This window comes from Xanthomonas indica (genome assembly GCF_040529045.1).
GTDB lineage: Bacteria > Pseudomonadota > Gammaproteobacteria > Xanthomonadales > Xanthomonadaceae > Xanthomonas_A > Xanthomonas_A indica.
This window is the reverse complement of sequence record NZ_CP131914.1, coordinates 277,473-290,527: the sequence shown is the minus strand read 5'-3', so window position 1 is coordinate 290,527 and position 13,055 is coordinate 277,473. Positions and strand designations below refer to the sequence as shown.

The 13,055-nt window shown below is 70.8% G+C and carries 13 protein-coding genes; 3 read left to right on the top strand and 10 right to left on the bottom strand.

Annotated features, from left to right (window positions below; translation table 11 throughout):
* The first annotated feature begins 23 nt into the window (after nt 1-23).
* Together Q7W82_RS01180 and Q7W82_RS01175 are read left to right on the top strand one after the other, a co-directional pair.
* Nucleotides 24-1,205 carry a glutathionylspermidine synthase family protein gene (locus Q7W82_RS01180; protein ID WP_242159232.1) on the top strand — a complete coding sequence of 394 codons (1,182 nt, stop codon included), beginning with the start codon at nt 24-26 and terminating at the stop codon, nt 1,203-1,205.
* Nucleotides 1,206-1,272: 67 nt separating this feature from the next.
* Nucleotides 1,273-1,872, top strand: coding sequence for a hypothetical protein (locus Q7W82_RS01175; protein ID WP_242159279.1), 600 nt, complete (start codon nt 1,273-1,275; stop codon nt 1,870-1,872).
* A 394-nt stretch (nt 1,873-2,266) separates the two neighbouring features.
* Here the strand turns inward: Q7W82_RS01175 and Q7W82_RS01170 are convergent, their stop codons facing one another.
* From Q7W82_RS01170 to Q7W82_RS01130, 9 genes are all read right to left on the bottom strand, one after another.
* Complete coding sequence (locus tag Q7W82_RS01170; protein ID WP_242159233.1) at nt 2,267-2,578, bottom strand: hypothetical protein; 312 nt, start codon at nt 2,576-2,578, stop codon at nt 2,267-2,269.
* 383 nt (nt 2,579-2,961) lie between these two features.
* The gene (locus tag Q7W82_RS01165; protein ID WP_242159234.1) at nt 2,962-4,260 is read right to left on the bottom strand and encodes a DUF58 domain-containing protein; all 1,299 of its coding nucleotides are present in this window, start codon (nt 4,258-4,260) and stop codon (nt 2,962-2,964) included.
* A 166-nt stretch (nt 4,261-4,426) separates the two neighbouring features.
* Nucleotides 4,427-5,419 (bottom strand): MoxR family ATPase, encoded by a 993-nt coding sequence (locus Q7W82_RS01160; RefSeq protein WP_160946756.1) that lies wholly within the window; start codon nt 5,417-5,419, stop codon nt 4,427-4,429.
* Nucleotides 5,416-6,603, bottom strand: a complete 1,188-nt coding sequence (locus Q7W82_RS01155) for a DUF4350 domain-containing protein (RefSeq protein ID WP_242159235.1) — start codon at nt 6,601-6,603, stop codon at nt 5,416-5,418. Before Q7W82_RS01155 ends, Q7W82_RS01160 begins: the two co-directional genes overlap by 4 nt.
* Nucleotides 6,600-8,306 (bottom strand): DUF4129 domain-containing protein, encoded by a 1,707-nt coding sequence (locus Q7W82_RS01150; RefSeq protein ID WP_242159236.1) that lies wholly within the window; start codon nt 8,304-8,306, stop codon nt 6,600-6,602. Before Q7W82_RS01150 ends, Q7W82_RS01155 begins: the two co-directional genes overlap by 4 nt.
* Nucleotides 8,296-9,339 carry a stage II sporulation protein M gene (locus Q7W82_RS01145; RefSeq protein WP_242159237.1) on the bottom strand — a complete coding sequence of 348 codons (1,044 nt, stop codon included), beginning with the start codon at nt 9,337-9,339 and terminating at the stop codon, nt 8,296-8,298. Before Q7W82_RS01145 ends, Q7W82_RS01150 begins: the two co-directional genes overlap by 11 nt.
* On the bottom strand, nt 9,336-10,013 hold the full coding sequence (locus Q7W82_RS01140) for an RDD family protein (protein WP_184502845.1): 678 nt from the start codon (nt 10,011-10,013) through the stop codon (nt 9,336-9,338). Before Q7W82_RS01140 ends, Q7W82_RS01145 begins: the two co-directional genes overlap by 4 nt.
* A 173-nt stretch (nt 10,014-10,186) precedes the next feature.
* Nucleotides 10,187-11,098, bottom strand: a complete 912-nt coding sequence (locus Q7W82_RS01135; protein WP_242159238.1) for a DUF2167 domain-containing protein — start codon at nt 11,096-11,098, stop codon at nt 10,187-10,189.
* A gap of 137 nt (nt 11,099-11,235) precedes the next feature.
* Entirely contained in the window at nt 11,236-11,796 is a 561-nt protein-coding gene (locus Q7W82_RS01130) for an alpha/beta hydrolase (protein ID WP_242159239.1), read from the bottom strand.
* Nucleotides 11,797-11,921: 125 nt separating this feature from the next.
* On the opposite strand from Q7W82_RS01130, the gene Q7W82_RS01125 reads away from it, so the two are divergent.
* Complete coding sequence (locus tag Q7W82_RS01125; protein ID WP_242159240.1) at nt 11,922-12,395, top strand: Lrp/AsnC family transcriptional regulator; 474 nt, start codon at nt 11,922-11,924, stop codon at nt 12,393-12,395.
* Nucleotides 12,396-12,404: 9 nt separating this feature from the next.
* Here the strand turns inward: Q7W82_RS01125 and Q7W82_RS01120 are convergent, their stop codons facing one another.
* Complete coding sequence (locus tag Q7W82_RS01120; protein WP_242159241.1) at nt 12,405-12,956, bottom strand: gamma carbonic anhydrase family protein; 552 nt, start codon at nt 12,954-12,956, stop codon at nt 12,405-12,407.
* Nucleotides 12,957-13,055 lie beyond the last annotated feature (99 nt).

The window sequence follows — 13,055 nt, the reverse complement described above, 5'->3', positions numbered from 1 at the left end:
TTTTTCATCGCACGAGACCCCGCATGAAACGCATCGCGATCGTCGAGCGCGGCGACTGGCGCGCCCAGGCCGCGGAGTACGGCTTCCGCTTCCATACCATCGACGGCCAGCGCTACTGGGACGAACGCGCCTACTACGCGTTCAGCCTGCGCCAGATCGAGCGCGATCTGGAAGATCCCAGCGCCGAACTGCATGCGTTGGCGATGGGCCTGCTTGACGAGATCGTCGCCAGCGAGGCGTTGATGCAGCGGCTGGCGATTCCGCCGGCGTTCCGCGACTGGATCGCCGACAGCTGGCGGCGCCGCGAGCCGCATCTGTACGGCCGCCTGGACCTGGCCTACGACGGCCGCGGCCCGGCCAAGCTGTACGAGCTGAACTACGACACGCCGACCTCGCTGTTCGAGTCGGCATTCTTCCAGTGGCAGTGGCTGGAGGACCAGCGCGCGCAGGGCCGCCTGCCGGACGATGCCGACCAGTTCAACTCCATCCACGAGGCCTTGCTGGAGCGCTTCGCCGCGATCGCCGGCTGGCTGCCGCCGCCGCTGTACTTCGCCGCGGTGCGCGATTCGGAAGAGGACCAGGGCACGGTCGCCTACCTGCGCGACTGCGCCGCGCAGGCCGGCGTCGGCGGCGAGCTGATCGCGATTGAGGACATCGGCCTGTCCAGCGACGGCCGCTACACCGATCTGGACGACACGGTGATCGGCGCGCTGTTCAAGCTGTATCCGCTGGAGGACATGTTCGCCGAGCGCTTCGGCCAGGCCCTGCCGGGATCGGGCCTGCGCCTGCTGGAGCCGCCGTGGAAGGCGCTGCTCAGCAACAAGGGCATCCTGCCGCTGCTGTGGGAACGCCACCGCGGCCACCCGAACCTGCTGCCGGCCGCGTTCGACGACGGCAGCGCGTTGCCGCCGGGCTGGGTGCGCAAGCCGCTGCATTCGCGCGAGGGCGCCAACATCGTGCTGCACCTGGACGATGGCCGCGTGGTGGAAAGCGATGGCCCCTATGCCGGGCCGTATGTCCGCCAGCAGGCGTATCCGCTGCCGGCGTTCGAGGGCCGCTACCCGATGGTCGGCAGCTGGATCGTCGGCGACCGCGCCTGCGGCATCGGCATCCGCGAGGACGATGGCCCGATCACCCGCGATAGCGCGCGGTTCCTGCCGCACGCCATCGTCGAGGACGCGCGGCCGGGCGTGCTGTATGCCTGAGTCTGTGTCGCGCGCCGATGCGGCGTCGCCTGGCGCGCCGCGCCGGCATCGCAACGACGGCACGCCCTTGGCCGCCTATGCCGACCAGGTGGCGGTGCGCTGCCATCGCTGCGGCGCCTCCGGCTGGGTGCTGGCGCAGTGGGAGCCGTATCGCTGGCAGGCACGCTTCCGTTGCGGACAGTGCGCCGCGGGCTTGGACAGCGCCGCCGACGACTGGGTGGGGGCGGTGCAGATGGAAGGCCATCGTGCCTGCGGCCATTGCGGACACAAATGGGTCCGGGTCCGTGCGACATCGACCGGCGCGGCATCTCCGCCAGCAACCTTGCCCGGACGTTGCGCGCAGTGCGGAAAGAGCAGCGCGGTGGCCGTCACCACGTACCGTATGCGCGACGGATTGCCCTGCGACCCGCATTTCGGCCTGCCGTTGGCGCTGGTCGCGCCAACCCGCGTCGGCGTGCTGTGGGCCTACAACCCGCGCCATCTGCAGGAACTGCAGGACTACGTGGCGGCGACGCTGCGCGAACGCCGCGGCCTGTTCGGCCGCTCGATGGTGGCGCGCTTGCCGGCGTGGATGAAGCTGGCGCGGCATCGGCCGCTGATGCTGCGCACGCTGCAGCGCCTGCAGCAGGCCAGCGCGCAGTTGCCGCCGGTGCCTGCGGCGACGTGAGCGGCGGCGGAGTGCGAGGTGTTGCAGTCGTCCTTCGAGCGAAGGGCGTGGATGCAATCGATCCGGCGCAATGGCCGAGCTTTACGGAAACGACGGCGCGGTGTTGGTTGGAGCGTTGGACTGCCGGAGGTGATGCGATGGGCACCAGAACGCGCAGACGGGGAGCGCGCTCGGAACGCCTGGGTGTGTGCCTCGGCGTCAGTGCTGTGTTCGTGGCGCACTGGCCATGACCAGTAAGACGAAGGACCCCGTGCTTCTGCAGATCGCCGACGTGGTCGCTCCGCTGCTCACACGGCGATCGGCGCGCTGTTCAAGCTGTATCCGCTGGAGGAGCCTTGACGCCTGAACTAAGCCGCGCCGCAAAGCGACTTCGGCTTGAATGCATCGCCAGGCCTCAGCACGCAAGCGTTGAAATTGCGTTGAGCTTCCATTTGTAAATCACCCAGAGAAGCGCCAAGGAAAACGCGCATAGAGCGCTAATCGCCTTGCTCAAGCGCGAATCCTCGCGCATTCCGATCAGGAGCTCAGTAACGCAGCCAGTCCCCAAGGTCACAGAGACCGGAAGAATCCACATAAAAATTGCCTGCCTCTCGATGGAAGAGCAGTTGGGTACTTGACCTACGTTCAGCGCAAAGAAGATCCCAGCGACGGCAACCGCCGTGATGGCGAGTTCTGTTAGAACGATGGGTAAGGATTTGTCGCTCATCACCTGAGGCCTAACCAACTAGTGGACCGCGTAAAAGCGGTGTTGCACCCAGTATCGACCAAGGCGGGAGGTCTGAGAAGAAGGAACTCCTACTCTGCAACCAATGACTTGCCGGATCGCACCGCGGAGCTCTGGCCTTGAGGCTGGTTGCGTTATCCGACGGTGGAGCAGGCGCATGAGTGAAACCTGTGGCGATGCAGGCCTAACTGCTTACCTGGCCACCGTGTTGCTGGATCGGGTCCGTGGCCGGCGGCGGCTTCGCCATGACAGCCTGCGTACCGAGCAGGCGCCCGTGCGCCAGAGATGGCGCGCATTCCAGCCAACCGTAAGCGGCATCCCGTGCAAGGGGGACCGGAAGCGACGCCATGGGCCGCAGCGCCGCGCTACAGCAACCCGTCGCGCTTCACCGCCAGGTAGCGCTCGATCAGTGCGGCGGGCAGTTCTTCGCCGGTGACGTCGAGCACCATCACGCCGTGGCTGCGCAGGGCGTCGTGCGCGGCGCTGCGTTGCTGCAGGTAGCGCGCCACCGCGCCGGCCTGCACGGCCTGCGGCAGGTCGTGGACCTCCTCGCTCAGCGCCTGGTCCAGCTCGCGCTCGCGCAGGCTGGCCACGCAGACCAGGTGGCGGCGCTGCAGCAGGCGCACCGCGGCCAGCAGGTCTTCGATGTCCTCGTCGCGCACGTTGCTGACCAGCATCACCAGCGCGCGGCGGCGCTGGCGCAGCGACAGTTCGGTGGCCGCGGCCAGGTAGTCGGTGGCCACCGGCTGCGGTTGCAGGTCGTAGCTGGCGCGCAGCAGCACGTCGACCGTGGCCATGCCGCGTTGCGGCGCCACCCAGCGCGCCTCGCCGCCGCTGGCCATCATGCCCACCGCATCGCCCTGGCGCAGCGCCAGGTACGACACCACCAGCGCCGCGTTGAGCACGTGGTCGAAGTGCGACAGGCCAGACTCGCTAGCCAGCATGCGCCGCCCGGTGTCGATCAGCATCAGCAACTGCTGGTTCTTCTCGTCCTGGTACTCGCGCGAGATCAGCTTGCGCGCGCGCGAGGTGGCCTTCCAGTCGATCTGGCGCAGGCTGTCGCCGATACGGTACTCGCGCATCTGGTGGAAGTCGGTGCCTTCGCCGCGGCGCCGCTTCAGGTGCGCACCGACCAGGCGCGAGGCCTGTTCCGCACTGAACAGGGCGAAGCGGGTCAGCGGCGCGAAGTTCGGATACACGCGCACGGTCTGTACTTGTCCGGCCAGGCGTTGCTGCCGCCACAGGCGCCAGGGCGCATGCAGGCGCAGGTGGGTGCCGTCGAAGGCGAAGCGGCCGCGCGCGGTCGGGCGCAGTTGATAGCGCACCTGGGTCTGGTGCGCGGCAGGCAGGGTCATGCGCTGCGGCAGGCCCTGCAGCTCCCAGCCGCTGGGCACCAGATCGAACAGATCCACGCGTTGGCGCTGCGCGCTGTCCAGGTGCAGCACCACCTCGCGCTGCACGCCCAGCGGCAGCGCTTCGGGCAGGTCGCGGCGCACCTGCGGCGTCGGCCGCCGCCACAGCCGCCAGGCATCCAGTGCCGCGACCAGCGCGATGCCCGCCGCGGCCGCCTGCCAGCTCCACAGCGGCAGCCAGCCCAACGCCACGGCCAGGCCGCACAGCGCCCACAGTGCGAGCAGGGCCAGCAGGGGCGGGGCGGGTCTCATCGCTGGGGGGCCGGGAGTGGGGAATGGGGAATGGGGAATCGGAAAAGCGGCAGGGCTGCAGCGCGACGCGTCGCCGCGTTCGTCGCTTCATCGCAATCGGGAATGACTGAAAGCGCCGAGAATCCCGGCTTTTTCCATTCCCGATTCCCCATTCCCGACTCCCCGCTCATTTCCGCGGCGCCTCCACCTTGGCCAGCAGGGCGCTCAGGGCGTCGTCGGCGCTCTGGCCTTCGATCTGCAGTTCCGGGGCCAGGGCGATGCGGTGGCGCAGGGCGGGCTTGGCTACGTCGCGGATGTCGTCGGGGATGACGAAGTCGCGGCCGGACAGCACCGCCTGCGCGCGTGCCGCGCGAACCAGGGCGATGCTGCCGCGCGGGCCGGCGCCCAGGGCGATGCCGGGCCAGCGGCGGGTGGCGGCGACGATGCGCACGGCGTAGTCGATGACCTGCGGGTCGACGGCGATGGCGGCGGTGCCGGCCTGCATCGCCACCACGTCCTCGGCGCCCAGCACGCGCGGCACCTGCGACAGGTCGAAGTCGCCGGCGCTGCGGCCGCTGGTGACCGCGGCGACCATCCGCGCCTCGTCCTCCAGCTGCGGGTAGTCGATCAGGATCTTCAGCAGGAAGCGGTCCAACTGCGCTTCCGGCAGCGGGTAGGTGCCTTCCTGCTCGACCGGGTTCTGCGTGGCCAGGGCCAGGAACGGCGGCGCCAGCGGGAAGGCCGTCCCTTCGATGGTGACCTGGCCTTCCTGCATCACTTCCAGCAGCGCCGATTGGGTCTTGGCCGGCGCGCGGTTGATCTCGTCGGCCAGCAGCAGGTGGGTGAACACCGGGCCGCGGCGGATCTTGAAGCTCTCGGTCTTGGGGTCGTACACAGCGTGGCCGCTGACGTCGCTGGGCATCAGGTCCGGGGTGAACTGCACGCGTGCGTAGTTCAGTTCCAGCGCCTGCGCCAGCGCGCGCACCAGCAGGGTCTTGCCAAGGCCCGGCACGCCCTCGATCAGCACGTGGCCGCCGGCCAGCAGCGCGATCAGGATCTGCTCCAGTACCTGCGGCTGGCCGATGAAGGCGTGGCCGACCGCGGCGCGGATCGCCTCGGCGCGTTCGATCAGGGCAGGGCCGGCGAGCGGCGCGACGGCGTCGGAGGAGGCGGTGGTCATAACTGGTTTCTCATCTGGACGAGGAGGCGGATACGCTCGCGCAAGGCGGCGGGTTGATTGGGCGGCGGCGGCTGCAGCGCCTGTTCGACCTGCGCCACCGGCAGCTGCAGGCGGTCGGCGATGGCGGCGGCCTGGGCCGGGCCCTCCAATGCGGCGGCGAGCGGCGCGCGCCGCCGCAGCCGCGCCAGGAACGCCTCGCGCACCGCCGCGTGCAGCAGGGCGGCGCGGCCGTGGCGCAGCAGGTGTTCGCCGCTGGCGCGCACGTGTTCCAGCAGCGAGCGGCGGTCGGCCGGCGGTGCGGCGCGCAGCGGCCCGAAGCGCTGCATGCGCGACCACAGCCAGGCCAGCAGGATCAGCAGCGCCGGCAGCCAGGCCGGCCAGCCGCGGGTGAACAGGGTGCGCCACAGCGACGGCAGTTCGGCCGAATAGATCAGGTGGATGGTGCCCTGGCCGTAGTTCGGTCCCAGCACCTGCCGGGCGAGCAGGCGGTTGCCGGCCTCGCGCAGCCCGCCGCTGCGCAGGACCGGGTCGTTCTCCATCGGCGAACCCTCGAACATCTTGCCGATCCGGCTGTCCTGGTTCTCGAGGAAATCCAGTTGCGACAGCACGTCCACGCTGCCGTCGCCGTAGGGCACGCGCGCAAACACGAAGTCGTCGTCCTCGCCGCTCCACCAATTACTGGGCGTGTCCGGATCGATGTGGAAGCGGCGGCCGTCGCAGAAGACTTTTTGCGGCGCCGCGCCGGGCACCGCCATCATCAGGCAGTTGTCCGGACTGCGCGCCTCGACGGTGACGTCCAGCGCTTCCAGGATCGGCACGTCGCCGTGCTTGACCTCGGCCGTGGGCGTGCGCAGCACCAGATGCCCGCCATGCTCCACCCAGTCCAGCAAGGCGTCGCTGTCGGCCTGGCCGAGCATGCGCGGATCGCCGTACAGCACCACGCTGTCGTGCGGGTGCAGGCGCATCGCCGCCAGGTCCAGGCGTTGCCGCGATTCGGCGCGCACGCCGTCGGCGCGCAGGGTCTGGCGCAGCGCGTACAGCGGGTTGTAGGCGGCCTCGCCGCGCGGCGGCAGCACGATCACCCGCTCGGCGCGTTCGTAGCGGCCGAAGAACCAGGCCGCGGCGACGCTGGCCAGCAGCAGGCCGACCAGGAAGATCAGCGCATTGCGCGTGCCGCTGTTCATGCCTGCCACCGGAACTGCCGCTGCAGGTCGTCGACCAGCGCATCGAAGGCGCCGTCCTCGGGCAGGCGGCCGGCGTAGGCGGCGTGCTGCCAGACCCGCACCATGCGCGCGAACAGGCCGCGGTCGGTCTCATCGGGCAGGCGCTGCGCGGCGCGCAGGCACTGCGCCTCGGTGGCGCTGGGCGGCAGCACCAGGTCGGCGCGCTCGCACAGCGTCGCCACGCTGGCCCGGTACAGCAGCGCCAGTGCGTCGCGGTGGCGGCCCTCGCGCCAGGCGCGCCGCGCCACCGTCGCCACGTCGTCGGGCAGCGGCTGCGGCGCCAGCACCGGCACGTGCTCCGGCGCCACCGGCGCCGCCGCGCGTCGGCGTCCGCCGCCGCGCATCCATGGGAGCCAGTGCTTGGCGGTCAGCAGCAGCACCAGCAGCACGATCCCCGCCAGCAGCCACATGCCCCATCTGCCGACGAAGGCGATGGCCTGGCCTGCGGCCTGCAGCCATTCGCCAAACGGGGTGAGGGTGCGCTCCTTGCTGTCGTCCGGTTTCGGCGGTTCGTCGGGATTGCGCTTCTTCCAGTAGCCGATGGTGCGCTTGGCGGTCAGCAGCGGGTCGGCGTAGGCGCGGTCGGCGGCGCGGGCGAAGCGCGCATCGGCGGCGGGCACGGTGTCGAACACCTCGTCCAAGGGGACCGGGCGCGCCCCATGGTGGTGGCGCTCGGTGGCGTGTGCGGCAGGCGTCTTGCCGTCGGCATCGGTGTCGGTGTCGGCATCTGCGTCCGAGTCCGAGTCCGAGTTGGTGGCGGTCTCGCCATCGGCATCGCGCGTGTCGACGGCTGTGGCCGGCGCTGCCGCAGTCTGCACTGCCGTGTCGTCGGCCACCGGCTGCGCACGCAGCGCTGCGGCCGGTGCGGCGAGCAGGGCCACGCACAGCAGCGCCAGCGGCGCGGCATTGCGCAGGCGCGCGGCCATCCGGCGCAGCGCCATCTCCACGTCCCAGGCTTCGAGCTGGGTGCGCCGGTTGAGGTACAGGCCGAAGCCGGCGCCGACGAAGAACGGTTCGATCAGGGTCATCGCCAGCCAGCCGATGGCGTTGAAGCCGAGGTCGGCCCACACCGGGGTCTGCTGGCCAATCAGCGACCAGGCCGCGCGCGCGGTTTCCGGCAGCAGGTCGATGGGCACGAACAGGAAGATCGTGGCGATGCAGGCCAGGCACAGCATCGCCTCGAAATGCCAGTACACGGTGGCCATCAACAGCGCATGACCGTAGACGGCCCCGCCCAGGGTGCGGCGGCGCTCGCGCTGCTGGTCGGTGCTCGCGCCTTCCAGCAGCTCCAGCGGCATGAACACGCTGCGCGCCGGGCTCAGCCGGCGCCAGGTCAGGTAGCCGAGCAGGGTGCGCCAGCCCCAGGTGCCCTGCGCGCGCACGGTGTCGCGCACGCGCGGCACGTCGCCGAACACCGCGCGCGAGATCACGAACAGCGGAATCCGGTCCAGCACCGGCTTCAGCCACCACAGCAGCAGCGGCGCCAGCCACAGTTGGTCGATCGCCCAGGCGCCGAGGTTGAGCACGGCGAACAGCGGCAGGGTGACCAGCAGCCAGGGCTTCCAGATCGCCCCGGCGTGGCGGCGGACCAGGGCGCTGCCCAGTTCCATCGCTTCCCAGGCCGAGCGTGCGCGCAGCACCACGTCCAGGCGCTCAATCCGCATCGATGGCCTCCGCCCGGCCGCGCCCGCCGCGCCACAGCCACGTCAGCACCAGCGTCCACAGCACCGCCGACACGCTGTACTTGATCCACGCCGGCACGGTCGCGATGGACGACCAGAACGCCTCGATGAAGGCGGCCACCAGCAACATTGCCGCCACGCCCAGGCATAGCCGGGCGCCGATCCTGCCGCCCTCCACCAGCGCATCGATGCGCCGCCGTCGTCCCGGCGCCAATACCTTCAGTCCCAGTTGCAGGCCGGCGCCGCCGGCGATCACGATCGCCGTCAGTTCGAACGGCGCATGCCCGGCGACGAAGCGCCAGAAGGTGACGCCGTAGCCGATCTGGTGCAGGTGCCCGGCCACCGAGCCGATGGTGATGCCGTTGAACAGCAGCACCAGCACCGTGCCCAGCCCCGCCAGCAGGCCGCTGGCGAAGGTGCGCAGGCCGATGCTGATGTTGTTCATGATGTAGTGGCCGAACATCTGCCAGTCGGTGCCGCTGTCGCGACCGAGCTTCTGTGCGCTGGCGGCCGGGTCGTACATGCGTTCGAGCTGGCTGACCTGCATCGGGTCCATCAGCCCGTGGATCAGTTCCGGCCGGAACTGCAGCAGCACGAAGAGGGTCACCAGCGGCACCACGAACAGCGCGGTGGCCGCGGCCATGTAGCCGGCCTGGCTGCGCACCAACTGCGGGAACTCGGCGAGCAGGAACTCCGCCGCGCGCCGCCAGCGCGGACGCGGCGCCCGGTACAGGACGGTATGGCCCTGCTGCATCAGGTGCTGCAGGCGCGCGGTGACCTGCGGGCTGTAGCCGCGCCTGCGCGCCAGCGCCAGTTGATGGCACACGCGCCGGTAGCGTGCCGGCATGTCTTCGTCGGCGAGCGGCGGCGGCTGGTCTGGCACGGCCGCGTGCTTGGGGTCGACGGCGGTGTCGGCGGCCTTCGCCGGCTTGCGTCCGCTGCCGCTGCGCTGCAGCCAGGCCTCGAACGCCTGCCACTCGTGCTGATGGCGCAGGACGAACTGTTCCTGCTTCATCGGCGGCCCAGCAGCCAGTTGGCCATCGCATACAGGCGCAGCACCCCGGCCTGGCCGGCCGCGTCGGTCAGCGGCTGCGCCAGCGCGGCCAGCTCCAACTGCCGCTCGGGGGTGAGCCGAGGCGCGCGCTCGGCGAAGGCGATCAGCGCGGTCTGTTCGGCCGGCAGCAGCGGCCGTGGTGGCGCGAGCGCGCTGGCGATCGGCGGCAGCGCCGCGTCCTCGCGCGGCGGCTGGTGCACCACCAGCGTGCCTGCGACCAGATCGCCCAGGCGCCGCGAATGCGCATCGAACAGGCAGGCGATCAGCCCGACCGCATAGCCGAACGGCAGCATGTCCACGGTGCGCAGCAGGTTGCGGGTGATCGCCGCCATCCACCCCACCGGCGCGCCGTCGCGCGCCACCACGCGCAGGCCCAGCGCCTGCTTGCCGAGGGTCTGGCCACGCCAGCCCTCCAGCACGATCGGGTAGCCCCAGAACACCAGGAACATCGCCACCAGGTACAGGCCCTGGCCGAGGCCGCCGAGCAGGCCGAGGAACATGCCCATCGCGGTGAGCAGGGCGAAGCGCAGCGCCAGGTCGATCAACCAGGCCAGCGCGCGCGGCACCGCGCCAGCGGCCGGCAACTGCAGCGGCACGCCCTCGGGCGTGATGACCTCGCGGTAGGTATCGAGCATGCGGTTCACCGCCGCCGCGCGGCGCGGCGGACAGGGGCGCCTGCGATGTGGGGAGGCCGTCCTTCCGTTCGGCCGGCTGCCTGTGGCGGCATGCTGCTCTCGACTGCGTCCTGCTTCCGAAGCGGCACTTTAGCCGGCAAGGCGTGAATTGCCCAGCGCGCCGGCGGCGCCGATCAGCGCACCGTGCCGCCGTCGCGCTGGCGCCCGGAGAACAGCTTGCGCACGCCGGCGACCAGGGCCATCAGGCCGACCAGCACCAGCTTCCAGGCCTTGGCCAGCAGCAGGCCGAGCTTGGCGAACAGGCCGGCCTTGGCCGCCAGGCCGCCGCCGATCAGGGTGGCCAGGCCGTAGCTGGCGATCTTGTCGGTGGACGGGTTGTGGTCGGCATAGCGCGCGCCGCTGTCGAACTCGGCCATCGGCAGCAGTTGCTGCATGCCCTCGCGCACCTGCGCCAGTTCGCCCATGCCCGAGACTGCATTGAGGCTGAGGTAGCCATGCCGGCCGAGCACGCGGATGTCGTAGTTGAGGGTGTGCTCGCGCTCGCCCGCGAACGCCAGCTCGCGCGCCCAATACAGCTTCTTGCTGCCGGTGTCGTAGCGCGGCGGCACGGCCCAGCCGATCAGGTCGACCTGCTCGTAGCCGGCCTTCTTGCGCTGCGCGTTGGACTCGCGCGTCTCGTCCTGCATGTCCTTGAGCATGGCCTGGTAGTCGATCTTGCTGGCGTCCTCGTCGGACACGTAGCCATCGTCCGAATAGGTGACCACCACCGCCCAGCTGCCCTTCTCGTCGAGCGCGGGATGGCGCGGCACGATCAGGCCCAGCACGTCGTCGTCGGGCGGGTTGCCCCAGTAGCTCTCCAGCACCCGGCGCGCGTCGGTCTTGTCCAGGAAGCGGAACGCCGGGCCGAGGTCGAAATGCACCTTGGCCTGCGGCAGTTCGATATGGCCGTCGCGGAAATGCAGCGAACCGACGAACTGCTCGGCGGTCATGTCCGGGCCGCTGTCCTGGGCCAGCGCCGGAACGGCGGTGGTGCACAGCGCACAGAAAAAAGCGGCCAGCAGGCCGCGCAGCGAAGTCGTGATCATCGCGATTCCATTCGGTGGCGTCCCCACGCCAGAGACGCATAGTGTCGCGCAAGCGCGCGCGGCGCGCCAGTCGCGAGCACGCTTTTTCCCGGCCCACGGCGCCGCGCGGCATCCCGCCGGCGCTGCGTCGGTGGCGCTCAGGCGGGGGAGGCCGGCGCAGGTCCGAGGCCGGCGTCGAAGGCGGCCAGCAACTGCGCGCCGTGCGGCCATGCGCCCAGGCCGCTGGCCGCATTGAGATGTCCCTGGCGGTCGAGTGCGACCAGTCCGCTGCCCCAGTCGGCCGCGCAACGGCGGCTGTAGGACGGCGCCGCGTACGGATCGTCGCTGCTGGCCACGATCAGGCTGGGAAACGGCAGCGGTGCGGTCGGCACCGGCACGAAACTGGCGGCGTGCGCATGCGGAAACGCGGCGCTGTCCGGGTCGGGCACCGCGACCAGGAAGGCGCCGCGTGGCAGGCGTTCGGCACGCGCGGCCCAATGCGCGACCAGCAGGCAGCCCAGGCTGTGCGCGACCAGCAGCGGCGGCGTGGCGCAGTGCTGCACGCAGCGGTCGAGCGCGCGCAGCCAGTCGTGCAGCTGCGGGTGGGCGAACGAGTCCGGCTGCAGCCGGCGCATGCGCGGGTCGTGCTGCTGCCAGAGGGTTTGCCAGTGCTGCGGCCCCGAGTCGCCGATGCCCGGTACGATCACCACGTCCTGCATGCGCTACGCTCCGTTGGAAGAAAGCATGAGTGTCGCGATGCCTGCCCGGCATCGCCATGGCAATGCATCGGCTCATGCGGCGTTTTTCCGATGAATCCACGGTGCGTGACGAGGGGGCGAGGCAAGTGGCGGCGAAAACCTGGCGGGGCGATGCCCTGGACTACGCGATCCTGGAGGCGCTGCAGTGCGACGGACGCATCGCCCTGGCGGCGCTGGGGCGGCGCATCGGGCTGTCGCAGCCGGCGATGTCCGAGCGTGTGCGCCGGCTCGAGGAGCAGGGCGTGATCACCGGCTATACCGCCCGGGTCGATCCGCGCGCGCTGGGCCTGGCGACCTCGGCTATCGTCCGCCTGCGCACCACGCATGCGCAGATCGGCGCCTGCCTGGACCTGTTCGCGCAGATGCCGCAGGTGCTGGACGTGCATCGGGTGACCGGCGAGGACTGCTTCGTGCTGCGCGTGCTGGTGCCTGCGCCGGCGCAGCTGGAGCCGGTCATCGACGCCCTGGCGCGCTTCGGTGCGGTGACCACCAGCGTGGTGCTGCGTAGCGAGACGCCGCGCCCGATCGGCCGCGCCTTGCTGGCGCTGGCGGCCGAGTAGCGGTGCGGGCTACTGCGGCGCGGCCGTGGCCGCGGCCAGGTAGCGGTCCTTCAGCCGCACGTAGTGCTGTGCCGAGTAGTGCAGGCTCTCGATCTCCTTGTCGCTGAGCATGCGCGCCTTGCGTGCGGGATTGCCCAGCCACAGTTCGCCTTCGCCGACGGTCTTGCCCGGGCCGACCACCGCACCGGCGCCGACGAAGCCGTACTTCTTCACCGTGGCGCCGTCGAGGATGCAGGCGCCCATGCCGATCAGGCACAGGTCCTCGATGGTGCAGGCGTGGATGATGGTGCCGTGGCCGACGGTCACGTCCGCGCCGATCAGGGTCGGGTAGCCGGCGGCGTTGAACGGGCTGTGGTGGCTGACGTGGATGATGGTGCCGTCCTGGATGTTGCTGCGCGCGCCGATGCGCACGTAGTTGACGTCGCCGCGGATCACCGTGCCCGGCCACACCGACACGTCGTCCGCCAGTTCCACGTCGCCGATCAGGGTGCAGGCCGGGTCCACGTAGACGCGCGCGCCCAGCTGCGGGGTCTTGTCGAGGTATGGGCGGATCGGGGACATGGCGCTCTCCGGCGGTGGGCGGCCGGCGGCCACGCGGGCGCCGATGATACCGCGCTCGCTCGGGCCGGCTGCCGCGGCGGGCGCGTCCCCCGACGCCTG